General features: G+C 59.6%; 23 protein-coding genes. 17 read left to right on the top strand and 6 right to left on the bottom strand.

Annotated elements, in window-relative coordinates:
• Positions 1-61: 61 nt before the first annotated feature.
• The 4 genes from F475_RS04315 to F475_RS04300 are packed head-to-tail and all read left to right on the top strand — an operon-like array spanning position 62 to position 4,678.
• Positions 62-1,246: a sensor histidine kinase gene (locus tag F475_RS04315; RefSeq protein ID WP_111453230.1), complete on the top strand. Its 1,185-nt coding sequence runs from the start codon at positions 62-64 to the stop codon at positions 1,244-1,246.
• On the top strand, positions 1,243-1,893 hold the full coding sequence (locus tag F475_RS04310) for a response regulator transcription factor (RefSeq protein ID WP_111453229.1): 651 nt from the start codon (positions 1,243-1,245) through the stop codon (positions 1,891-1,893). The genes F475_RS04315 and F475_RS04310 overlap by 4 nt, the downstream gene beginning before the upstream one ends.
• Positions 1,890-4,217 carry an ATP-binding protein gene (locus F475_RS04305; RefSeq protein WP_111453228.1) on the top strand — a complete coding sequence of 776 codons (2,328 nt, stop codon included), beginning with the start codon at positions 1,890-1,892 and terminating at the stop codon, positions 4,215-4,217. The genes F475_RS04310 and F475_RS04305 overlap by 4 nt, the downstream gene beginning before the upstream one ends.
• Complete coding sequence (locus tag F475_RS04300; RefSeq protein WP_018928998.1) at positions 4,214-4,678, top strand: response regulator; 465 nt, start codon at positions 4,214-4,216, stop codon at positions 4,676-4,678. The genes F475_RS04305 and F475_RS04300 overlap by 4 nt, the downstream gene beginning before the upstream one ends.
• On the opposite strand, the gene F475_RS04295 is transcribed toward F475_RS04300, so the two are convergent.
• Entirely contained in the window at positions 4,655-5,575 is a 921-nt protein-coding gene (locus tag F475_RS04295; RefSeq protein WP_064617623.1) for an alpha/beta fold hydrolase, read from the bottom strand. The genes F475_RS04300 and F475_RS04295 overlap by 24 nt on opposite strands.
• A gap of 285 nt (positions 5,576-5,860) precedes the next feature.
• Between F475_RS04295 and F475_RS04290 the strand changes: the two genes are divergently transcribed.
• Positions 5,861-6,541, top strand: coding sequence for a glutathione S-transferase family protein (locus F475_RS04290; protein ID WP_111453227.1), 681 nt, complete (start codon positions 5,861-5,863; stop codon positions 6,539-6,541).
• Between the two features lie 120 nt (positions 6,542-6,661).
• Here F475_RS04290 and F475_RS04285 read toward each other — a convergent pair whose 3' ends face one another.
• From F475_RS04285 to F475_RS04275, 3 genes are all read right to left on the bottom strand, one after another.
• Positions 6,662-6,991 (bottom strand): hypothetical protein, encoded by a 330-nt coding sequence (locus F475_RS04285; protein WP_111453226.1) that lies wholly within the window; start codon positions 6,989-6,991, stop codon positions 6,662-6,664.
• A gap of 75 nt (positions 6,992-7,066) precedes the next feature.
• Positions 7,067-7,747 carry a phosphoribosyltransferase gene (locus F475_RS04280; RefSeq protein ID WP_111453225.1) on the bottom strand — a complete coding sequence of 227 codons (681 nt, stop codon included), beginning with the start codon at positions 7,745-7,747 and terminating at the stop codon, positions 7,067-7,069.
• Positions 7,748-7,812: 65 nt separating this feature from the next.
• Entirely contained in the window at positions 7,813-8,700 is an 888-nt protein-coding gene (locus F475_RS04275; RefSeq protein ID WP_111453224.1) for a universal stress protein, read from the bottom strand.
• A 261-nt stretch (positions 8,701-8,961) separates the two neighbouring features.
• Between F475_RS04275 and F475_RS04270 the strand changes: the two genes are divergently transcribed.
• Complete coding sequence (locus tag F475_RS04270) at positions 8,962-10,185, top strand: DUF3422 domain-containing protein (RefSeq protein WP_111453223.1); 1,224 nt, start codon at positions 8,962-8,964, stop codon at positions 10,183-10,185.
• An 18-nt stretch (positions 10,186-10,203) separates the two neighbouring features.
• On the opposite strand, the gene cobF is transcribed toward F475_RS04270, so the two are convergent.
• Positions 10,204-10,959 (bottom strand): precorrin-6A synthase (deacetylating), encoded by a 756-nt coding sequence (gene cobF / locus F475_RS04265; protein WP_111453222.1) that lies wholly within the window; start codon positions 10,957-10,959, stop codon positions 10,204-10,206.
• Entirely contained in the window at positions 10,959-11,531 is a 573-nt protein-coding gene (locus F475_RS04260; protein WP_111453221.1) for a histidine phosphatase family protein, read from the bottom strand. The genes cobF and F475_RS04260 overlap by 1 nt, the downstream gene beginning before the upstream one ends.
• Before the next feature lie 478 nt (positions 11,532-12,009).
• On the opposite strand from F475_RS04260, the gene F475_RS04250 reads away from it, so the two are divergent.
• The 11 genes from F475_RS04250 (at position 12,010) to F475_RS04205 (ending at position 22,161) form a co-directional block, all read left to right on the top strand.
• The gene (locus tag F475_RS04250; protein WP_018928989.1) at positions 12,010-12,864 is read left to right on the top strand and encodes a MurR/RpiR family transcriptional regulator; all 855 of its coding nucleotides are present in this window, start codon (positions 12,010-12,012) and stop codon (positions 12,862-12,864) included.
• Positions 12,865-12,866: 2 nt separating this feature from the next.
• Positions 12,867-13,511 (top strand): isochorismatase family cysteine hydrolase, encoded by a 645-nt coding sequence (locus tag F475_RS04245; protein ID WP_018928988.1) that lies wholly within the window; start codon positions 12,867-12,869, stop codon positions 13,509-13,511.
• A complete protein-coding gene (locus F475_RS04240) occupies positions 13,508-14,839 on the top strand; it encodes a glutamine synthetase family protein (RefSeq protein WP_111453220.1) in 1,332 nt (443 codons plus the stop codon). The genes F475_RS04245 and F475_RS04240 overlap by 4 nt, the downstream gene beginning before the upstream one ends.
• Entirely contained in the window at positions 14,823-15,575 is a 753-nt protein-coding gene (locus F475_RS04235) for an N-formylglutamate amidohydrolase (RefSeq protein ID WP_111453219.1), read from the top strand. Before F475_RS04240 ends, F475_RS04235 begins: the two co-directional genes overlap by 17 nt.
• A 53-nt stretch (positions 15,576-15,628) precedes the next feature.
• The gene (locus tag F475_RS04230; RefSeq protein ID WP_064617606.1) at positions 15,629-16,978 is read left to right on the top strand and encodes an APC family permease; all 1,350 of its coding nucleotides are present in this window, start codon (positions 15,629-15,631) and stop codon (positions 16,976-16,978) included.
• A 119-nt stretch (positions 16,979-17,097) separates the two neighbouring features.
• Positions 17,098-18,114 (top strand): arginine N-succinyltransferase, encoded by a 1,017-nt coding sequence (locus tag F475_RS04225; RefSeq protein WP_018928984.1) that lies wholly within the window; start codon positions 17,098-17,100, stop codon positions 18,112-18,114.
• Positions 18,115-18,175: 61 nt separating this feature from the next.
• Positions 18,176-19,210, top strand: a complete 1,035-nt coding sequence (gene astA, locus F475_RS04220; protein ID WP_111453218.1) for an arginine N-succinyltransferase — start codon at positions 18,176-18,178, stop codon at positions 19,208-19,210.
• Between the two features lie 249 nt (positions 19,211-19,459).
• The gene (locus F475_RS04215; RefSeq protein WP_256597050.1) at positions 19,460-20,236 is read left to right on the top strand and encodes a hypothetical protein; all 777 of its coding nucleotides are present in this window, start codon (positions 19,460-19,462) and stop codon (positions 20,234-20,236) included.
• Complete coding sequence (locus tag F475_RS04210; protein WP_111453217.1) at positions 20,233-20,874, top strand: transposase; 642 nt, start codon at positions 20,233-20,235, stop codon at positions 20,872-20,874. Before F475_RS04215 ends, F475_RS04210 begins: the two co-directional genes overlap by 4 nt.
• Positions 20,875-20,910: 36 nt before the next feature.
• Complete coding sequence (locus tag F475_RS30395; protein WP_168206166.1) at positions 20,911-21,087, top strand: hypothetical protein; 177 nt, start codon at positions 20,911-20,913, stop codon at positions 21,085-21,087.
• A 204-nt stretch (positions 21,088-21,291) separates the two neighbouring features.
• The gene (locus tag F475_RS04205; RefSeq protein ID WP_018928982.1) at positions 21,292-22,161 is read left to right on the top strand and encodes an oxaloacetate decarboxylase; all 870 of its coding nucleotides are present in this window, start codon (positions 21,292-21,294) and stop codon (positions 22,159-22,161) included.
• The last annotated feature ends 31 nt before the right edge of the window (positions 22,162-22,192 follow it).

Below are 22,192 nucleotides of genomic sequence, written 5' to 3'. Positions count from 1 at the left end.
GCTAACAAGGTTTAATGGCGCCCCTGCCCGAACGGGCGTGCCCGCGCCGGAACCTGCCCCCATGCAAAACCCTGATCATGACCCCGGTAGCGCCCTGGCCATTCGCACTCAATATCGGCAGTCGCAAAGTCGCGCCGCGCGGCTGCGGCTGCTGGTGGATACCGGCCAGGAGCTGACCCAACTGGCTCCCGAGGCCATGCGCCAACGGGTGCTGCAACGGGCCTGCGCCTTCCTGGCGATGGACCATGCGCTACTGCTGGAATGGGACATGGATGCGCAGGTCCGGACCACCGCCAGTCACGGCAGCCGTGATCGTTTGCACAGCCTCGAGCACCTCGCCGACACCGCAATGTGCGCACCGCAATGGCAGGAACAGCCGAGCGCGGATCTGCCCAATGTGTTGCGGGTGCCTTTACGCGGTGGCGATGGTGCCGCCTTCGGTGCGTTGGTGCTGGCCAACAGCGTCAGCATCAGCGCACCGGACACCGAAGACCTCGAATCCCTGCAACTGCTCGCCACGCTGCTCGCCGCGCACCTGGAAAACCAGCGCTTGCTCGACGCATTGGTGACCCGCGAGCGCACCATGTCCGATCTGGTCCACCGACTGTTCCGGGCACAGGAAGACGAACGCAAACGCATGGCCTACGACCTGCACGACGGCCTGGCACAAACCCTCGCCGGGCTGCATCAACGCCTGCAAGGTTTTGCCGGTCGCTGCCCGCCATTGCCCGACGAACTCGGTGCGGACTTACAGACGATTCTTCAACTGGCCCAGCATTGCGTCGGTGAAGGCCGGCAATTGATCCGTGGCCTGCGTCCGACGGTGCTCGACGACTTTGGCTTGCTGAAAGCGGTCGACAAAGAGGCCGATCGCCTGCGCGAGGCGGGGATCAAAGTGAACTGGAATGCGCGTTGCGAAGCACGTTTGCCCAGCCAGGTGGAGATCGCCCTGTTCAGGATCGCCCAGGAAGGCATCAACAATATTCTCAAACATGCGCAGGCCAGCCACGTCGTGCTGGCGCTGCAACTGCATGACGGACACGCCTCGCTGCGGGTGGACGATAACGGCCAGGGCTTTGCCATGGAACAACCCCTCGATACCTGCGGCGCCCGGCACCTGGGGCTTGCCGCGATGCAGGAACGCGCGAGCCTGCTGGGCGGCGAGTTCACCTGCATCAGCCATGCGCACGGCGGAACGCAACTGCGCGCCACCGTCCCCTCCGGCCTGAATGGAACCCCTCAATGACTGACGTTATACGACTGGTGGTCGCGGACGACCATGAAGTCACGCGCACCGGCTTCGTCTCGTTGCTCGCCGGCCTGACGCAATTCGAAGTGGTCGGCCAGGCGTGCAATGGCCAGCAAGCACTGGATTTATGTGAACGCCTGTTGCCCGACATCGTCATTCTCGACATCCGCATGCCGGTGCTCAACGGGCTGGGCGCGGCACGCCTGCTTCAAGAGCGCCTGCCGAGCCTGAAAGTGATGATGTTCACCATGGACGACAGCCCCGATCACCTTGAAGCCGCCATGAACGCCGGCGCCGTGGGCTATCTGCTCAAGGATGCCAGTCGCCACGAAGTGATCGACGCCTTGCAACGTGTCGCTGACGGCGAGCAGGCCCTCAACAGTTCAGTCAGCGCGCAGTTGCTGCGCCGCCTGACCGAGCGCAACGCCAGCGGCGCCGCCCCCGTAACCCTGACCCCACGGGAACGCCAGGTGCTGGGGCTGGTGGCCAGCGGCATGAGCAACCGTGAAATCGGTGCAAAACTCGGCATCACCACCGGCACGGCCAAAGCCCATGTGGAACGAGTCATCGGCAAACTCGGCGCCGCCGACCGCACCCAGGCCGCTGTGCGTGGTATTGCGCTGGGTCTGGTGACCCAGTCATGAAAGTGTCAAACGCCCGCCGCTGGGCCGATCTGCCGTTACGCGGCAAAGCCCTCGTGGTGATTTCCCTGCCGTTGGTGATTCTGTTGCTCTCGCTGGTGCTGATCTACACCACCGAACGGCAGACCGCGCGCGCGGAAGAGGACGTGCGCCGCGTGCTGCTGGTGCAAGGCGATATTCAGGCGGTGCACACCCTGCTCGCCGAGGCCGCCGCCAGCGTGCGCGGCTATCTGCTGACCCATCGCGAGGATTTCCTGCCGGGTTACCGGCAAGCCAAGCCCCTGATCGAATCGGCCCTGCAGCGGCTCGACCGCAACGTTCGCGATCAGCGGGTGCGTAAACATCTGGAGGCGATCACGCCGCTGATCGACACCAAGGTCGAAGGTCTGGTTGAACTGCTCGATGATCGCAACGCAACCCCAGAGTCGATCACCACGATCCTGATCAACAACAAACATGTCCTCGACGAATTACGCGAACGCATCAGCGCCATGCGCACGCTTGAGGACACCCTGCTGGCCGAGCGCACCGCAGCGGCGGCCTCCACTCGACAGCGCCTGTTGTTCTCCACCTTGCTGGCCGCCGTTTGCGGGTTGTTCGGCGCCATTGTCGCGGTGCTGTTTCTGTCCAAAGGCATCGTCGCCCGGGTGCAGCAGGTTCAGCGTAACGCCCAACGGCTGGCACTCGGTCAGCCGTTATTGCCGCAACCGCCGGAGAACGATGAGATCGGTCAATTGGGCACGCGCCTGGTCGAGGCCGGGCTGTTACTGGCCGAACGTGAACGAGCCTTGCGCGACAACGAAGAACGCTTGCGGCTGATCATCGACGGGGTGAAGGACTACGGTATTTTCGCCCTCGACACACGCGGCTTCGTCACCAGTTGGAATGCCGGCGCCGAACGGATTAAGGGCTACACCGAACAGGAGATCGTCGGCCAGCATTTCTCGGTGTTTTATCTGCCGCAAGAATGTCCGCAGCATCCCGACATGGCGCTGCGCGAGGCCACACGCAATGGTCATTACATGGAGGAGGCCTGGCGTTGCCGCAAGGATGGCAGCCGCTTCTGGGCCAGCGTGGTGATTACCGCGCAGTACGACAGCAGTGGCGCCCTGCGCGGGTTCTCCAAGATCACCCGCGACATCACCGATCGCCGTGTTGCCGAGATCGCGCTAAGTACTGCGCGGGAAGAAGCGGAACGCGCCAGCCGCGCCAAAAGCGAGTTTCTGTCGCGCATGAGCCACGAACTGCGTACTCCGCTCAACTCGATTCTCGGCTTCGCACAACTGCTTGATATGGATTCGCCCAAAGGGCAGCGGGCGCAGATCGGTCACATCCTGCGGGCCGGGCAACACCTGCTGACCCTGATCAACGAAGTGCTGGACATCGCCAAGATCGAAGCCGGGCGGCTGCCGCTCAACGTTGAAGCTGTGCCCCTGGCGGTGGTGCTGCAAGAAGCCCTGACGCTGGTGTCACCCATGGCCTGCGACGCCGGCATTCAACTGGTGGAACTGCCGATACTGGCCGCCGACAGCGGGATCGTCGCCGATCGGCAACGGCTGGTTCAGGTGCTGCTGAACCTGTTGTCCAACGCGATCAAATACAACCGGCCCCAGGGTCAGGTGCACATTGAGGTCAGGGTTCATCAACAACGAATTGCAGTATCGGTCTGCGATACCGGCAAGGGCATTGCAGCTGATCGGCAGGACCAACTGTTCAAGCCGTTCGAGCGCCTGGAGACCGACCCGAACGTGGAAGGCACGGGCCTCGGCCTGGCGTTGAGCAAGAGTCTTCTGGAAATGATGAACGGCAGCCTGACCGTCAAAAGCCAACCCGGCAACGGCTCCAGTTTCACCCTGGAGCTACCCTTCGAGCGATTGCCGTCAACCACTGAGCCACCCGCGGCACTGATCAGCCCGCCAACCGCAACGCCCGCCCTCGCCGCCCCCGATTACCAGGGCAAAGTGCTGTGCATCGAAGACAATCTGTCGAGCCTGGCCCTGATCGAAACCCTGCTGCAACGACGGCCACACATCCAGTTGCTCTCAAGCATGCAGGGGCAAATGGGCCTGGACCTGGCCCGGCAACATGCACCGCAGCTGATTTTGCTGGATGTGGCGCTGCCGGATCTTGATGGTTTCAACGTTCTGCAGCGCTTGCGTCTGTCCTCCAGCACCCGCGCCACGCCCGTGCTGATGATCACCGCCGATGCCAGCGACCTCACTCACCAGGCCTTGCTGGAAGCAGGAGCGACCGCGGTGCTGACCAAGCCGATTCATATTCCTTCATTCCTCGCCCACCTTGACCAGCACCTACCGGAGCCCGTGTGAACACCGACCTGCGTATTCTGATCATCGACGACCAACGACCCAACCTCGATTTGATGGAGCAGTTGCTGGTCCGCGAAGGCCTGACCAATGTACTGAGCAGCACCCAGCCGCTGCGAACCCTGGACCTGTTCAACAGCTTCGAGCCGGACCTGGTGATTCTCGACCTGCACATGCCGGAGTTCGACGGCTTTGCCGTGCTCGAACAGCTCAACCGGCGCATTCCAGCCGGCGAATACCTGCCGATCCTCGTGCTCACCGCCGACGCCACCCGCGATACCCGCCTGCGCGCGCTGGCCCTGGGCGCCAAAGACTTCATCAGCAAGCCATTGGACGCCCTGGAAACCATGCTGCGGGTGTGGAACCTGCTAGAGACCCGCGCACTGTATAAAGCCCTGCGCACGCTGGTCCCTGCGGATCAAATCGAGTTGCTGCGTCAGTTAAGGCCGCAGCCAGTTAGCTGATTGCAGGGGCGGAATCACTGACGATTTGCCGCTGAAAGCCAGGTTGCGTGGCTGGTTCGGTGTCCTCACGGCTGGTGGCTGCAGAAAGCCCAGCAAGGCTCGCTGCGTGTCATGCCAGGCCGTGGGGTGTTCCATGTCGAGGAAATGCCCGGTGTTCTCGATGGTCTGAAACTGCGCCTTGGGGGTATGCGCCGCAAACAGACGGGCGTCTTCCACCGAGGTGTACTCGTCCCATTCACCATTGATAAACAGCAGCGGGACTTCGATGGCATCGGCACAAGACACGTAGCAGTGGGTGTCCTGGGTCAGCACCTCATTGACGTGGAAATGCATCTGACGGTATTCGTGTTCGTCCAGGCTGCTGACATGGCGCTCATTGAAACGCTTGAACAGCGACGGCAGGTGCTTGCCGATCGTGCTGTTGATCAAACGCCCGACGTTGCGCCGATCGCAGGCATGGAGAAAGTGCCGCCCGCTCTCCAGATACTCACGCATCGGTGTGTTGATCCGCGCGGCGAATGAACTGATCACCGCCTTTTCGATCCGGCGGGGCCGCTGGGCCAGCGCTACCAAGGTCGCCGCGCCGCCCCAGGAAAAGGACAGCACATGCTGGGCGCGAAAGTGCTCGATCAACTCCAGCAGTATTTCGGCCTCGTCTTCCTTGCGGATCGGTTGGTCATGCCGGTTGTGTTGTTTCGATTGACCGGCGTAGGGCTGATCGTAGAGAACCACATTGAAGCGTGGCCGCAGGTAACGCACCGTTTGCGCAAAGGATGCGGTCGTTGCCAGCGAGCCATTGACCAGAATGATCGTCTTGTCAGCAGCGGCGTTGAGATAGTGCTCGGTATAAACCTTGTACTTCTTACCAATCTCGACGATGGCAGTTTTCGGCATCATTTCATTCTATTCCTTGAACAAATTGGACCAGACACACAGCGTGATCGACTGTCCGGCTTCCTCCGGGCAAGCCTGACAGCACAAACCAGCGACAACGGTACAAGGGCGCTGAGATGAACGCCATGACCAATGAGTCACAACCCGACCAGCGGTTTCCAGTTAAGCAGGAATTCTCCCGTGTGCAAGCTCACAAGCTCGAAAGCATCTGCCCAGACGCTTCGCCGGCATCAGCCTATGCTTGTTGATTGCCCCACCCTTTTCATCTGCCCAACAAGGAGTTGAAAAATGTCGCTAACGCTTTACTACCATCCGCTGTCGGCGTACTGCCACAAAGTGCTCATCGCGCTTTACGAAAACGGCATCGAGTTCGACAGAAGAATCATCGATCTCACGGACGCCGCCGACCGCGCAGAGCTTCAGGCATTGTGGCCAATCGGAAAATTCCCGGTACTTCGCGATCATGCTCGTCAACGTAATCTGCCGGAGTCCAGCGTCATCATCGAGTACCTGGATCGCCTGTATCCAGGTGAACAGCGCTTGGTTCCGGACGATTGGGAGACCGCGTTGGAGGTGCGCTTATGGGACCGGTTTTTCGACAATTATCTACAAACGCCGGTCCAACAGATTGTCAGTGATCGACTACACGCGACCAACGGTGATTTGACCAGGGAACGGGCCACACTTGCGACGGCGTACAGCATGCTCGAGCGCCGAATGGCGTCCAGGATCTGGGTGGCCAGCCCGGACTTCAGCCTGGCCGATTGTGCCGCCGCCCCGGCGCTGTTCTATGCCTGCACACTGGTGCCGTTCCCCGACGACTACCAGCACTTGAGCGCCTATTTCGACCGGTTGATACAGCGACCGTCATTCCTGCGTGTGATCGACGAAGCCAGGCCCTGGTTTTCGTTTTATCCGTTTGCGGATCGCCTTGCACAACGGTTTCGTGAGGCGCCGGATAATGCATGACCAGTCATTGGCCGCAATGCGATCCGTAGACAACCCGGCGTTTGCGATGTTGCTGAAGGGGATTCGCAAGGCTGTGCGGGAGGGATGGGGGTCGTAGGAACGGCCCCTGCGACCGGCGGTTTACCGTTGCGCCAACTCATGCCGGATGCATTGCTCATAATACGTTTGCTTGATGCCGGCAGGCTTGAGACGCGAAGGGCTGTTATAGGTTTGCTCCGTGATGCCCATGGCCGTCATGCGCATCCACGGCCGGGGAAACTTGCGCGATTGCAGCTTCTTGCGTGCTCCGTAAAGCGTAAGCCCGGAAAGTTTCGAGGCTTGCGCGCCCTCGGCTATTTCCGAGCCCCAGCTGCATACATAGCGAGAGTTCTTGCTCAGTTCCTTTGCCTGGGCTCCAAACGAGATAACCACCAGGACAAACGTTGCAGTCATCCATACCAAAGTCCGCATATCGCCAATGCCTAACCTGCTGAAAAGAAAGCGAGTTTGACAACGAACCAGAGATCGGGGGGCCAGCAGTTTGCCTCATTTCATCACTGATTCTCTCTGCCAGGCCCGATGTAAAAGATCGATGACTTCCTGATCCGACGTCTGAGTAAAGTCCGTGTACCAATGGCCGATCGATACCAGCCAATCGGGGGTGAGCGGGCAAATCAGCTCGTCCACTTCGTCGCGCAGTGCCTCTGCCGTTTCCATGGGGGCCACCGGCACGGCGACGACGATGCGCGATGGTGCTTGCAAGCGCACGGCCTGTATCGCAGCCATCATCGTGGCCCCTGTCGCCAGGCCGTCGTCGATCAGAATCACCACCTGATCCTTGAGTGCCAAAGGCCCGCGGGATACCCGGAATAGCTGCTCGCAACGCAACATTTCCTGCGTTTCCTTCGCCACCACCGCGTCGAGCGTACGCTGGTCGATGCCGTTAGCCCGCAGCGCATCGTCATTGACGATTTGAATGCCACCGCTGGCGATAGCACCCATGGCGAATTCCTGGTGGGACGGCACCCCGAGCTTGCGGACCAGCATCAGGTCCAGGCGAACCTCCAGGGCCGTGGCCACTTCATAGGCGACCGGTACGCCGCCACGGGGCAAGGCCAGGACGATGACATCGGCTCTTTTAGCGTATTTAAGCAACGGTTCCACCAGGCTTCGGCCGGCATCAACCCGGTCATGCAAGATGGTTTGCAATGAAGGACTGTGATTCATCTGAAAACCTCCCTGGGGTAGGAACCCCGAAACGGGCAAGTCAATTTCGCCAAGGATGCTTGCGACTACACCGCCAGAACGCTGCAAGGCACCTGGTACAGAATATGTTCGGTCGTGCTGCCGAGCAGTTTCTCCAGGCTGCCGTATTGCGTTCTACCCATCACGATCACATCTATCTGGTGTTCGTGGGCGAACTCACTCAGCGCCGACACCGGATGCCCCGTGATGAAATGCCGGCATTCAGCGGGCACGCCGAACCGGGCGGCCAACTTGAGGAATGAGGTTTCCAGGTCCTTGCGCAATTCCCGGGTAAGCTCCGATAGCGTCAGGCCACCACCCAGATCCGCCAGAAAAGCGGCCGGAATGTCACACGCGAACAGCAGATGCAACTCGGCATTGCATTGCAGCGCAAGGGCAGACGCCTGCAGGATGATCCGGTCATTGAGTTCGCTGTTCGAAGGCTCGGTATCGACAACATCAACCGCGGCCACCACCTTCTGCGGCAAGGCATGGCTTTCGGCGCCCACCAGATAGACCGGCACCGGACAATGGCGCAACAAACGCCAGTCCAGCGGCGTAAAGAACGCGCGCTTGAGCACGGGCTCATGCTGGACTTGCTTGATCAACAGATCGGGGTGCATTTCCGTGACGTGATCAAGGATGTCCTGGCGCATGTTGTCGGCCCAGGCGACCTCGGTTGTCACCTCGATCCCCCTGCCCTGCATTTTTTCCGCCTGTTCCTTGAGCCAGTCGCGGTGTTCCTGCAGGTAGCTCGCCCGAGCCACTTTCCGGTCGCCTTCTTCAAGTAACGAGAGAATGTCCAACGAGGGGATCAGCGCCGCAATATGCAAACTCGCTCCACTGGCCTTGGCCACGGCAGCAGCATGGTTGAGCGCGGGAGACTGGCGCAGGAGCGGGTTGATGATCAGTAATAACCGTTGATACTGGCTCATGATCTGACTCCAGACAGCGATAGCGTTTTCGCCAGGTCAACACAACCCGGCTTCAGCCCAGACTCCCCCCTTAAAGCCTCTTGGGCCTTGATTCATATCAATTCCCTGTGGGCGTCATTGAAGGTGCCCACTTGGGAAAGAATAGTTCACAACGGTGTTGTGGAAATGCCCACCGGATGGTCGATGGCTCGGGTTTGTTTGTGACCCAAGAATCGGTCTCCCAGTCCCAAGAACAAACAACTCCAACATGGCCTCGACAGCATGCACCCGCAAAGACTGACCCTGCACAATGAGTTGCACGCGCGCCCTTCGCTGTATTTCGACGAGCCCGCCCACGTGTTTCATCTGGCGTTTCTGGCTAATGACGGGCAATGCGACACCCTGCTGAGTCGCTGCTGCCCCGGCCCCGTCGACCCGGATGCGGCCCAGGGCATCACCCGGCTGGAGGGGCATGCCTTGAAATGGGAGCGACACGCGGAGTTCCTGACGCTGACACTGGTGGTGCCCTCCTCCAGTCAGGAGCCTGACTGGAGCCAGCCCCCCAAGACCTTGATGGACCGCGTCGAACCCTTCATGCAGCACGTGATCAACGCCGTGCAGATTGTGGTGCGCAACGATGCGTCTTTTTCCGGCGATCTGTCGGTTTATGGATTCAAAGACCCTTGCGGCTCATGCATAGGCGGTGGCGATGCGACGGTCTGGAGCGATTTTCGCCTGAGCGAGGACGGCACCAACCGTTTCCTGTTCGTCAACAAGCGCCTGAATGCCTATCGCCAAGGCCGGATGATCCGCCGTCTGCTGGAAATCGAAACCTACCGCATGATGGCGTCGCTTTCCCTTACCACCGCGAAAACCTTGAGCGCTCAGCTCAACGTCTTCGATAAGACATTGGTCAACCTTTCGGAACGTAACGCCGGCCCCGATACCGGCAATGCGAAAGCGTTGTTGACTGATATCGCCAGTCTGTCGGCGCAAGTGGTCAGCAGCACCGCGAAAACTAGACACCGCTTCAGCGCCACCCAAGCGTATGCCCAGCTGGTTTTCGAGCGTTTGGACGAACTCAGGGAAACTCACGTGGGCGATTGCCAGCGACTGGGGATCTTCATCGAAAGACGCTTCAAACCTACCGTCAGGTACTGTGACGTCACCGAACAACGCCTGGAGCAACTGGCCAAAAGCGTGGCCAACCTCGGGGATCTGCTGCAGGCGCGGGTGCAGGTTGAAATGGAAGAACAGAACTCGGAAATCCTGAGCAGCCTGAACGCTCGCGCCGATACCCAAATCAAAATCCAGCGTGCGGTCGAAGGCTTGTCGATTATCGCCATCACCTATTATTTGCTGAGCCTGTTCAAGCTGTTCTACTCGGGCCTGCACACCCTGGGCGCGGACATTTCCGCGCGGGACGCCATGCTGGCCATGACCCCGCTCGCGCTGTGCATCCTGCTGTTTATTTTGATCAGGATCAGAAAGGCCAAAGAACACTGATCAATCGGTTGGCGGCGTTCAAGGCTTGCGCAACAGGTAGGTATCCATGATCCACCCGTTGGCCAGCCGCGCCGCCTTGCGCACCCGCTCAATTTCATCGGCCACGTCTTTGAGCTTGCCGCTGATCAGGATTTCATCCGGCGTCCCCAGATAGGCCCCCCAGTAAATGTCTGTCTCCTGATCAGCCACGTGATGGTAGGCATCTTGCGCATCCAGCATTACCACCAGGCTGTCGGCATCGCTTACCTGGCCGGCCGCCAGCCGTCGGCCGGTGGTGATTTCAATCGAGCGGCCGATGCTGTTCAGCGGCACCTTATGTTGCGCCGCCAGCGCCTGCACGCTGGTGATGCCGGGAATCACCTCGAACTCGAACACACAACGACCAGACGCCAGAATCGCCTGCAGGATCCGAATGGTGCTGTCGTACAACGCCGGATCGCCCCACACCAGAAAACCGGCGCACTGGTCGTCGGTCATTTCCTCATCGATCAGTCGCTCGAACGTCTGCTGCTTGGCACGGTTCAGGTCTTCGACGCTGGCGTTGTAGTCCACTTCGCCGCGCTCACGCTCAGGGCTATTGGCTTCAACGAAGCGGTAGTCGCGATCGGTGATGTAGCGCTCGCAGATCTCGCGACGCAGATCGATCAGTTTGTCTTTGCTCTGGCCCTTGTCCATGAGGAAAAACACGTCGACCCGGTTCAGCGCCTTCACCGCCTGCATCGTGATGTAGTCGGGGTTGCCGGCGCCGACACCAATGACCAGAAGTTTTTTCATCACAGCGCTCCTTCAGGGTCCATGCCCATCAAGCGTAGCCGCCAGCGACCGTTGAACCGCAATTCGATGGCCGACAACGGTTCGACGTCGATCTGGTTGAACGCCGCACCCTGCAATACCTGCATCAGCGCGGCGCGAATGACAAACGGATGAGTGATGGCAACGATATGCTCCGGTGTCGCCTCAAGGGTCTTCAACCACGCGGCTACCCGCTCACCGAGCTGCGCCACCGATTCTCCACCGTGGGGCGCCGACGTCGGATCGCTGAGCCAGGTCTGAAGCGTCTCGGGTTCGGATGTTTGCAAGTCGTCGATCGACGTGCCCTTCCAGCGTCCGAAATCGCAATCCCCCAGTGCCGTGACAATCTCCACGTTGTCGCCAAACAGCTCAGCGGTTTGCCGGGTCCGCCGTTCAGGGCCGCAGAGTAAACGGGGGGCTCGCTTGAATAGACGACAGCGCGAGCCCTTCGCCGATTGCCAATCCATTTCCACGGGTTCATTCGTAGGAAAACGCGCCAGTTTCTGTGCGACGGTTCGAGCGTGACAAATCAGGGTCAAGCGGGTTGCCTGCACGAAGGTTCTCTCTGTCGATGGGATTAAAGATGGCGCGATGCCACGAACGATCGGCTCATTGTGCCGCAAGAGGCGCACTCTGGGCGCCTTCCTTGTAGCAGCTGCCGAGCCTGCGAGGCTGCGTTCGGCCGCGTAGCGGTCGTAAAATCAGGCACTGTGATCCGTCAGGCACACTGTGCACTCAGGGTTTACGACTGCTTCGCAGCCGAACGCAGCCTCGCGAGCTCGGCAGCTGCTACGGCGTGGGCTCACAACGCCCATTTTATTCCTGAGCTGGGTCGATATCTCACACCTCTATGGGCGATGTCCTACAAAGCCTGTCGACATCCACTCAGCCCCGCACGCACGGGGGTTTTGCCCCATTTTAGTGCTTTCAAAATCCGCACAAAAATTCACTAGACATGTAGCACACGTTACATAAATACTAATTTAGCGTTTTATGAAATGAAACCGACATACCCATCCAGCAGGAGCCCGGATGCCCCCTCTCAGAGACCTGATCACCGAGCCCGGCCTGGACTTCACGCCGTCGGAACGCAAAGTCATACGTGCCTTGCTGGACCAGTACCCGCGTAACGGACTGGGCCCGATGTCACGCTTGGCCGAACATGCCGGTGTCAGCGATCCGACCATCGTGCGGCTGGTAAAAAAGCTGGGTTTCAGCGGTTATGCCGACTTTCAGGAAGCCTTGCTCAGTGATATGGATCACCGCCTGCGCTCCCCCAGCACCCTGTTGCAGCCCCGCGCCCAACTCAAAAAAGATGACCCCTGGAGCCATTATCTGGCAGACAGCCATCGGGCACTGGTAGAAACCCAGGCCCTTACCCAGCCAGAAGATGTGCGGATTCTGGTGGAGTGGCTGCTCGACACCCGCCACCAGGTCCACTGCTTTGGCGGTCGCTTCAGCAGTTTCCTCGCCAACTATTTGCTCAATCACCTGCGCCTGTTGCGGCCCGGCTGTTTCGCCCTGGAAGACAACGCCCAATTACCGGACCGGTTGTTTGACGTGCAGCGTCAGGACGTATTGCTGGTGTTCGACTATCGCCGCTATCAGTCCCAGGCCCTGCGGGTCGCCAATGCCGCGAAGAGCCGACATGCGCGTGTCGTGCTGTTCACCGACATCTACGCATCACCGCTGCGGGAAATAGCTGACCTGATCATCAGCGCACCGGTGGAATCGGCGTCGGCCTTCGACTCGATAGTGCCGGCGCTGGCCCAGGTTGAAGCACTGATTGCCTGCCTGACCCTGCGTAGCCCCGATCTGGCCGATCGCCTGGAAGGCATCGATGCCCTGCGAGCCGACTTCGACACTCACCTGCTGGAGGATAAATAAGGATGTTCATGCTCCCCCACCATTCGCCCCGGGACTTGCCGTTTGCCGCCGACCACACCGCGCTGTTGCTGGTGGACATGCAACGTGCCTGGCTCGAACCGCAGTTCGACCCACACCTCAACGAACCGGATGCCGACTACTTCCTGACCCGCGCCCGCACGCAGGTGGTGCCCAATCAACGCAGGCTGCTCAATGCCTTTCGCAGCGCCCGGCAAAACGTGTTGCACACACTCATCGAAAGCCTCACCGCCGATGGCCGTGACCGTTCGCTGGACCACAAACTCTCGGACATGCACCTGCCCAAGGGCAGCCCGCAAGCGCAAATCATCGAAGAGCTGACGCCGACCGAAAACGAAATCGTGCTGCCCAAGACCTCTTCCGGGGTGTTCAACTCCACCAGCATCGACTACGTGCTGCGCAACCTTGAAACCCGCCACCTGATCATCGCCGGCATCGTCACCGACCAATGCGTCGACATGGCCGTGCGCGACGCCGCCGACCGCGGGTATCTGGTAACGCTGGTCGAAGATGCCTGCGCCACCTACACCGAGCAACGACATCACGCCTGCCTGAATGCTATCAAGGGCTACTGCTGGATCACCGACACCCAGACTGTGCTTGGCCGGTTGCAGGAGATCCAGCCATGAGCGAACGCCTGTCACCCCTGCCCATGACCACCATTGTCACCACCGACCTGATCGGCGTGACACGCGGCCGTTCCTTCCCCACCGACGAACTCGATGCCTATCAAGTGGCCGGTTGCGGCTGGGTGCCGGCCAATAGCGCCCTGACCCCGCAAGACATCATCGCCGCCAGCAACCCTTGGGGCGCTTATGGGGATTTACGGCTGATTCCCGACTTGAGCAGCCGGGTGACCGTCAACAACGGCCCGGATGCCGACGCCCCGGCGCTGGACTTCATTCACGGCGACATTCGCGAAACCGATGGCCGTCCGTGGGGCGCCTGCCCTCGTACGCTGTTGCGCAACGAAGTGGAGCGCTATCGCGACGAGTTGGGTTTGCAGATCAACGCCGCGTTCGAACACGAATTCAACCTCGACAGCGGCGCGGCGCAGCACCTGGCGTTCTCTCTGGAAGCCCAGCGCCAGGGCGCCGAATTCGGCGGCTGGCTGCTCAGTGCACTGCGAGCCGGCGGCGTCGAACCGGAAATGTTCCTGCCGGAATACGGCAAGCACCAATACGAAATCACCTGCCGCCCGGCCCTTGGTGTCGCCGCCGCCGACCGCGCGGTGAACGTGCGCGAGATCACCCGTGAGATTGCCCGGCAAATGGGCCTCAGCCTGAGTTTCGCCCCCAAGACGGCCGAGCATGCCGTGTGCAACGGCGTGCATTTGCACGTGAGCCTGCAAGACATGGCCGGCCAACCGGTGATGTATGACGCCGGCACCGCCAACGGCCTGTCGACCCTCGGCCAGCATTGGGCCGCCGGCGTTCTGCATTACTTGCCGGCGCTCTGTGCGTTCACCGCGCCAACGCCGATTTCCTATGAACGCTTGCAGCCCCATCACTGGAGCGCTTCCTACGCCTGCCTCGGCCAACGCAACCGCGAAGCGGCGCTGCGGATTTGCCCGACCGTCAGCCTGGGCGGCAAATCCGTGGCGATGCAGTACAACCTGGAATTTCGCGCCATGGACGCCACCGCCTCACCGCACCTGGCCATGGCTGCATTGCTGATCGCCGGGCGCCTGGGTATCGAGCAGCGCCTGGCGTTGAACGCCATCACCGATGAAATCCCTGACTCCCTGAACGAAGAGCAACGCCATGCCCGCGGCATCGTCGCCCTGCCCGCGTCGCTGTCCCGGGCACTGGATTGCCTGCGCAACAGCGAGGCGCTGATCGAAGCCCTGCCGAGCGCGTTACTGGACACCTACTTCGCCCTGAAAACCGAGGAACTGACGCTGACGGAACAGCTCTCGCCCGCCGACCTCTGTGAGCACTATGCGCGCCTGTACTGAATCCGCCGAACTGGGCCTCTACACCCGGCCTGCCTACACCCTGAGCCGGGAAGCTTCCGAGCACCCGCTGATTCTGGTGTGTGAACACGCCAGTCGTTTTATCCCGGACCGGTTAAACGACCTGGGCCTGAGCGAGGAGGCCGCCCGCGAACACATCGCCTGGGACATCGGCGCCCTGGCGCTGGCCGAGGGTTTGGCCGAAGCACTGGGCGCGACCCTGTTGGCGGCCAACTATTCGCGGCTGTTGATCGACCTCAACCGCCCGCGCCACGCGCCGGACAGCATTCCGTTGCAGAGCGAGATTTATCAGGTGCCGGGCAATCGCGATCTGGACGAGGCCACCCGTGAATACCGCCGGCACTGCCTGTTCAAACCGTTTCATGCACGCCTGCAAACCTTGATCGACGCCCGTGTGGAGCAAAATAAACCGGTTCGAGTGGTGGGGATTCACAGTTTCACGCCGATATATTACGGCCAGCCACGATCGCTGGAAGTCGGCGTGTTGTACGGCCAGGCCACGGAATACGCCCAGCGAATGATCGACGGCCTGAGCCGGCACCCATTGAAAGTCGCCGGTAATCAGCCATACAAAGTCGATCCGCTGGGTGACATGACCGTACCGGTTCACGGCGACGCACGCGGGCTGGACTCGGTGCTGATCGAGGTGCGCAACGACCTGCTGCGCACCTCTGAGGACGTCAGTCGCTGGACCGACTATCTGGCGCCACTGCTATAGCAACAGCTTCAAACTCGCAGCGTGTAGCTGCTTATATCAAGGAGAACGGCTTCATGGACATTGAAGAATTCGGCTACAGGCAAGAGTTGAAACGTAGCCTGTCACTGACCGACCTGGTGGTGTACGGGATGATCTTCATGATCCCCATCGCTCCGTTCGGCGTGTATGGTTACGTCAACGCCGAAGCACCCGGCATGGTGCCGCTGGCCTACATCATCGGCATGGTGGCGATGCTGTTCACCGCCCTCAGTTACGGCAGCATGGCCCGGGCCTTTCCGGTGGCGGGCTCGGTGTATTCCTACGCACAACGCGGCCTCAACCAACATGTCGGGTTTATCGCCGGCTGGCTGATGCTGCTCGATTACCTGCTGATTCCGCCGCTGCTCTACGTATACGCGGCGATGGCGCTGAATCATTTGTACCCGGACATCCCGAAAGTCGGTTTCATCCTGGCCTTTCTGGTCAGCGCCACTTTCGTCAACCTGCGGGGCATCACCTTCACCGCGCGGATGAACATCATTTTCCTGCTGGCGCAACTGGTGGTGCTGGGGATCTTCCTGTTCTACGCCTGGACTGCCTTGCACAGTGGCGGCGGTAACGGTCAGCTGACCCTGGCGCCGCTGTACAACCCCGAAACCTTCAACTTCGCCCTGCTGATGCAAGCGGTGTCGATTGCGGTGCTTTCGTTCCTCGGTTTCGATGCCATTTCCACCCTCGCCGAAGAGATCAAGGGTGATCCGGGCCGCAGTGTCGGCAAGGCTGCGCTGATTACGCTGCTGGTGATGGGCGTGATCTTCGTCGTGCAGACCTGGATCGCCACCGACCTGGCCGCCGGCCTGGGCTTCAAGTCCGCCGACACCGCGTTCTATGAAATCGCCGAAATCGCCGCCGGTAGCTGGCTGGCCACCCTGACCGCCGTGGCCACCGCGCTGGCCTGGGGTGTGGCGGTCGCCATCACCTCCCAAGCGGCGGTTTCGCGACTGCTGTTCGGCATGGCCCGAGACGGCAAACTGCCAAAAGTGCTGGCCAAAGTGCACCCGAAACACAACACACCGTACTTGAGCATTTATCTGGTGGCGGTGCTGTCGCTGGTGATCTGCTACCTGTTCATCAACTCGGTGGACACCCTCACCTCCCTGGTGAACTTCGGCGCCCTGAGCGGCTTCATGCTGCTGCACCTGACCGTGATCAACTACTACTGGCGCCGGCAGCAATCCGGCCAGGTGATCCGTCACCTGATCTGCCCGGTCATCGGCTTCATCATCGTCGCGGCCATCATGTACAACATGGGCGTCGATGCGCAGAAACTCGGCCTGATCTGGATTGCCCTGGGCCTGGTCTATCTGTTCTTCCTCAACAAACTGGGTGCCAGCACCGCACTGCCCGACCCAAGCAACGGCTGACAAGAAAAAGAGCAACGTCTGACATGATTTCAGGCGACTGCCGATTTTACGCGTGGAAACCGACAGTGATAGTCAGGTTCGGTGCAAGCCGCCGAACCCTTTGATACAGGAGTATGTCCATGCTGGTCTTACGTCCAGTCGAGTTAACCGACCTGCCCCAGTTGCAGCAACTGGCGCGTGACAGTCTGGTGGGGGTCACGTCCTTGCCGGACGACACCGAACGCCTGAGGGAGAAAATTCTCGATTCCTGTGCTTCGTTCGAAAAAGACGTCCAGGGCCAAGGTCCGGAGAACTATTTCTTCGTGCTGGAAAACCTGACGACTCGCCGTCTGGTCGGCTGCTCGGAAGTGCTCGCCACCGCCGGGTTCGGCGAGCCGTTCTACAGTTTGCGCAACCGCCATTTCACCAGCGCCTCACGGGAGCTGAACATCGAGCATGGGGTGCCGGCGTTGTCGTTGTGCCAAGACCTCAGCGGTCACTCTTTGCTACGCGGTTTCCATATCGACTCGGCACTGGAGCGCACGCCATTTTCCGAGTTGCTGTCCCGGGCGCGGCTGCTGTTCATCGCCGCCCACCCGGCACGTTTTGCCGAAGCGGTGATCACCGAGATCGTCGGTTACAGCGACGAACAGGGGCAATCGCCGTTCTGGGATGCGCTGGGCAAGCATTTCTTCGATTTGCCTTACGTCGAGGCCGAGCGGCTTTGCGGCCTGCAGAGCCGGACATTCCTCGCAGAATTGATGCCGCAATACCCGATCTACGTGCCGATGCTGTCGCAGGCTGCACAAGATTGCATCGGCCGGATCCACCCCGATGGCCAGGAGGCCTTCGACATTCTGGAGCGCGAAGGCTTCGAGACCAACAGCTACATCGACCTGTTCGACGGCGGCCCGACGCTGTACGCCCGCACCTCAAGCATTCGTTCCATCGCCCAGAGCCAGGCCGGCACGGTGCAGACGGGCTCGCCCATCGACGCCCGTGGCAGTTACCTGGTGAGCAACGATTCGTTGAAGGACTACCGCGCCATCGTCGCCGAGCTGGACTACAGCGCCGGGCAACCTATCGCCTTGAGCGCCGAGATGTGCGCGGCCTTGAACGTGACCGACGCCAGTGCGATCCGGCTGATCGCCCTGTGAGCGACAACCGGCCCCGAGCCCAACGACAGCGCCCGAGCAGGCGCGAAGAAGGAGCTGCATCATGATTTTGCGCCCGGTTCAAATGACCGACCTGCCCGCTTTACTGGATTTGGTACAACGGGCCGGCCCCGGGTTCACTACCCTGCCAGCCAACGAAGAGCGCCTGACCCACCGGGTGCGCTGGGCCCAGCGGACTTTCGCCGGACAGGTCGAGCGCGCGGATGCCGACTACCTGTTTGTGCTCGAAGACGATGATCAGCAAGTGGTCGGCGTCAGTGCCCTGATCGGGGCCGTCGGTCTGCGAGAGCCCTGGTACAACTACCGGGTCGGGCTCACGGTCAGTTCATCGCCGGACCTGGGTATTCAGCGCCAGATCCCCACGTTGTTCCTCAACAACGAAATGACCGGGCAATCGGAAATCTGCTCGTTGTTCCTGCGACACGATCAACGTTATGGCAGCAATGGTCGATTGCTGTCGCTGGGGCGTCTGCTGTTCGTTGCCGAATTCCCCCAGCTGTTCGGCGACAAGCTCATCGCCGAACTGCGCGGCAGTGCCGACGAACATGGCTGCTCACCGTTCTGGGACAGCCTGGGCCGGCACTTCTTCAAGATGGATTTCAGCCATGCCGATCACTTGTCGGGGCTGGGCAGCAAAGCGTTCATCGCCGAACTGATGCCGCGCCAGCCGCTCTACACCTGCCTGCTTACCGAACAGGCCCAGGCGGTGATCGGCAAGCCCCACCCCAACACCGAACCGGCGCTGAAGATCCTCACCGCCGAGGGGTTTGCCCATAAGGGTTACATCGACATATTCGATGCAGGCCCGGTGATCGAAGCCCCGGTGTCGAGAATCCGCGCGGTGCGCGACAGCCAATCATTGGTGCTGGCCATCGGCACGCCCGACGATCAGGCTCCGGTATGGCTGATCCACAACCGTCGCCTGGAAAACTGCCGCATCACCACCGCTCGGGCGCGGCTGGTGGGCAATAGCCTGGTGGTCGACCGCCTCACCGCCAAACGCCTGCAATTGCAACCCGGCAGCTCGGTCCGTGCGGTGCTGATGCGCAACCAACAGCAGCAGGCTGTGGCGGCGTAAGCGGTCAGTAGAGTTTGAACGCATCATCCCGCGGCACCCGCTAGCCCTCAGCCGTCAGCCGTCAGCCGTCAGCCGGGCGACAGGTTTCCCGGAATTGCGCATAAGCCGCGGCAAACTTCAGCTTCATCACTATCAATCAACACATCAAATAACAACTAACAACATAAACTAACAATCGCCAAATTGCGTTTAAGCGAAGCCTTCCTCCATACTCCAAAGACATTAACCAATCACGCAATGTAGCGCCTCATGATCAGATCTTTAATTTCCAAAAAACTTCACCTGACCGAAATAACCTCACTCATTAAAACTTTCGACATGACAGCAGAAGTCAAAGACCTGATCAGCAACTTGAACGCTCAACCAGAGTTCACTACAACCGTTTCTCGTCGTGCAGCGATCATGAACATTACTAACCCGCACACAGGGACCATCACGCTGCATTACACCGACATCGGCAACATCAGCATCAAGACACCACAATCCCGATCAGCACCGTCACCGCTGTACTCAGTTCCCGGACAATGTGTTTTGTTTGCGATCAAAAACCAGTCTTTCATGACCCATCGATACACCATTGAAGATAACCGCCTGATAATGAACGACACCATCATCGTTGATGAAAACAACCCATTGGCGATCGATGGCACACAGACATTATTCGACTGCGCTCCAATAACCCAAGGGCACCCTGCATTTATTGGCAGTATCAACCTGCCAGACAGAAGTGCAGATATCAGTGTGTTTGATCGTACCTCGTTGCGCAAAATTGCCTGGTTCCCGCATGACGATAGCGCCGCACGTTATCTGGTGAGCCTTGAGTTGCTAGAAGCCGCCCAAGATCCCGGGGAGGAGAAAGTGGCAGAAGAATTGATTTATCACTACCACCCCGCCGTGGCATGGAAGGCGTTTCAGGTGCTTTACCAAGCCAACCGGCAGGCCGCGCTGCATTACATACCGCTATTGAGAAATCTGCAAAACCGTCGCCTTGACCATTTGCTCGATCAGTTCAAGGAAGCGGCATGAAACTGAAGACATTTATTGAGCGTATGTCGGCTTACGATCTGCAACGTGACAAGCCAAGAATAGTTGACGATCTACGTCGACTGGCTACAAACCGCACATTGCTGAGCGAGCACCTTTATACCGCCATACAGAGCGAAGGTTTCAGTACCCGAAACAATCTTTATAGCGCTTATGCATTTGTACTTCACTACAACGAACTGTTTACTGTTCGCCTGGGATTCTGGTCGCCGGTCACGTCACAAGACGAAAGCGAAACATTCATCTATAAACTGAACCACACCCACGATTTTGAACTCTACGCGGTGGGTTACAGCGGCGACGGGTATACAACTATCACCCGAAAAATACTTGATCACACGCCGCCAAGAGTCGGAACAAGACCCACTCTGGGTGAAGAACAGGCACTTAAACTTGCGCCCGGTGAAGTTCTGCACATGCTTCCATTGCAAGATGTACACAGACAACTTCCGCCTCAAACAATGTCCGCATCGCTGAGCTTGCTTATCCACCCTCAGCGTTCGGTTAAAACCGGAGAAGCCTGGTGCTTTGACGAAAACCATATGCCGACTTACCCCGGCATAGCTACGCAGGAAACAGCGCTCTTTGAAGATACGCTGTCACTGCTTCAATATGGGTAGTCATTCGCTATCCAAATAAAACCAAAGGAAAACTGTATGAACAAGCCAATGAATAACTGGAACGAAACCCCACTGCTACGCGCAGCTACCAACGTGATCAACACCCCGGTCAAGACCACTATGGAAGCCCCGTGCTCCGGTTTCATGCCTCGCTATAACGTGGGCAATATCCACGAAATCAAACAAATCTGGAGTGTGCCAACCAAAGGCTGAAAGCGCTCTCGTTAAACGTACTACCAGGCTGCAGACAGAAAAGGTCTGCAGCCTTTTTTTAATCTAGCAATGGCATTGACGAAAATACCGCTTCCACCGACAAATTCGTCATCATCCTTTACCCGCCCGCGTGATAGCCTTTTGTTCCTTCGGCGTTGACACTTTTGCTCAAGCCCTTCCATTCCTTTATATGGTGGAACTCGTATGTCCAGGCTTTCTCATCAAGATTTGCGCCGTAATTTCCGCCAACTGCTCGCTTCCGGCATCTGCTACCACACGGCCTCGGTCTTCGACCCGATGTCGGCACGCATCGCCGCCGACCTGGGTTTTGAGGTGGGAATCCTGGGTGGTTCGGTGGCGTCGTTGCAGGTATTGGGCGCTCCCGATTTTGCGTTGATCACCCTCAGTGAGTTCGCCGAACAAGCCACCCGCATCGGCCGAGTGGCGCAATTGCCGGTCATTGCCGACGCCGATCACGGCTACGGCAACGCGCTCAATGTCATGCGCACCATCGTCGAACTCGAACGCGCCGGCGTGGCCGCCCTGACCATCGAAGACACTCTGCTGCCGGCGCAATTCGGTCGCAAGTCCACCGACCTGATCACGGTCGCCGAAGGTGTCGGCAAGATCCGCGCGGCCCTGGAAGCCCGGGTCGATTCGGAAATGGCGATCATCGCCCGCACCAACGCAGGGATCCTGCCGGTCCAGGAAATCATCAGCCGCACCCAGCATTACCAACAGGCCGGGGCCGACGGGATTTGCATGGTCGGCGTGCAGGATTTCGATCATCTGGAACAGATCGCCGAACACCTGAGCGTACCGCTGATGCTGGTCACCTACGGCAACCCGTTGCTGCGCGACGACAAACGCCTGGCCGAATTGGGCGTGCGCGTCACCATCGACGGCCATGGCGCCTACTTCGCCGCCATCAAAGCCACTTACGACAGCCTGCGCGAACAACGCCAGATCTTCACCCAAGCCTCCGACCTGAACGCCACCGAACTGACGCATACCTATACGCAGCCGGAGGACTACATTCGTTGGGCCAAGGAGTTCATGAGCGTTAAAGAGTGACGGCACAAGCGCCCTCACCACAGCGCTCGCG

The organism is Pseudomonas sp. URMO17WK12:I6 (assembly GCF_003253625.1).
GTDB lineage: Bacteria > Pseudomonadota > Gammaproteobacteria > Pseudomonadales > Pseudomonadaceae > Aquipseudomonas.
This window is presented reverse-complemented; position numbering and strand designations above follow the sequence as displayed.

What these genes read in the sequence shown, in the direction of transcription:
- F475_RS04210 (WP_111453217.1), top strand. Translation starts at nt 20,233, where the DNA reads ATGAAACTGAAGACATTTATTGAGCGTATGTCGGCTTACGATCTGCAA.
- cobF (WP_111453222.1), bottom strand. Translation starts at nt 10,959, where the DNA reads ATGAAAAAACTTCTGGTCATTGGTGTCGGCGCCGGCAACCCCGACTAC.
- F475_RS04240 (WP_111453220.1), top strand. Translation starts at nt 13,508, where the DNA reads ATGAGCGAACGCCTGTCACCCCTGCCCATGACCACCATTGTCACCACC.
- F475_RS04205 (WP_018928982.1), top strand. Translation starts at nt 21,292, where the DNA reads ATGTCCAGGCTTTCTCATCAAGATTTGCGCCGTAATTTCCGCCAACTG.
- F475_RS04250 (WP_018928989.1), top strand. Translation starts at nt 12,010, where the DNA reads ATGCCCCCTCTCAGAGACCTGATCACCGAGCCCGGCCTGGACTTCACG.
- F475_RS04235 (WP_111453219.1), top strand. Translation starts at nt 14,823, where the DNA reads ATGCGCGCCTGTACTGAATCCGCCGAACTGGGCCTCTACACCCGGCCT.
- F475_RS04315 (WP_111453230.1), top strand. Translation starts at nt 62, where the DNA reads ATGCAAAACCCTGATCATGACCCCGGTAGCGCCCTGGCCATTCGCACT.
- F475_RS04225 (WP_018928984.1), top strand. Translation starts at nt 17,098, where the DNA reads ATGCTGGTCTTACGTCCAGTCGAGTTAACCGACCTGCCCCAGTTGCAG.
- F475_RS04245 (WP_018928988.1), top strand. Translation starts at nt 12,867, where the DNA reads ATGTTCATGCTCCCCCACCATTCGCCCCGGGACTTGCCGTTTGCCGCC.
- F475_RS04215 (WP_256597050.1), top strand. Translation starts at nt 19,460, where the DNA reads ATGATCAGATCTTTAATTTCCAAAAAACTTCACCTGACCGAAATAACC.
- F475_RS30395 (WP_168206166.1), top strand. Translation starts at nt 20,911, where the DNA reads ATGAACAAGCCAATGAATAACTGGAACGAAACCCCACTGCTACGCGCA.
- F475_RS04295 (WP_064617623.1), bottom strand. Translation starts at nt 5,575, where the DNA reads ATGATGCCGAAAACTGCCATCGTCGAGATTGGTAAGAAGTACAAGGTT.
- F475_RS04270 (WP_111453223.1), top strand. Translation starts at nt 8,962, where the DNA reads ATGCACCCGCAAAGACTGACCCTGCACAATGAGTTGCACGCGCGCCCT.
- F475_RS04290 (WP_111453227.1), top strand. Translation starts at nt 5,861, where the DNA reads ATGTCGCTAACGCTTTACTACCATCCGCTGTCGGCGTACTGCCACAAA.
- F475_RS04305 (WP_111453228.1), top strand. Translation starts at nt 1,890, where the DNA reads ATGAAAGTGTCAAACGCCCGCCGCTGGGCCGATCTGCCGTTACGCGGC.
- F475_RS04280 (WP_111453225.1), bottom strand. Translation starts at nt 7,747, where the DNA reads ATGAATCACAGTCCTTCATTGCAAACCATCTTGCATGACCGGGTTGAT.
- F475_RS04230 (WP_064617606.1), top strand. Translation starts at nt 15,629, where the DNA reads ATGGACATTGAAGAATTCGGCTACAGGCAAGAGTTGAAACGTAGCCTG.
- F475_RS04310 (WP_111453229.1), top strand. Translation starts at nt 1,243, where the DNA reads ATGACTGACGTTATACGACTGGTGGTCGCGGACGACCATGAAGTCACG.
- F475_RS04285 (WP_111453226.1), bottom strand. Translation starts at nt 6,991, where the DNA reads ATGCGGACTTTGGTATGGATGACTGCAACGTTTGTCCTGGTGGTTATC.
- F475_RS04275 (WP_111453224.1), bottom strand. Translation starts at nt 8,700, where the DNA reads ATGAGCCAGTATCAACGGTTATTACTGATCATCAACCCGCTCCTGCGC.
- astA (WP_111453218.1), top strand. Translation starts at nt 18,176, where the DNA reads ATGATTTTGCGCCCGGTTCAAATGACCGACCTGCCCGCTTTACTGGAT.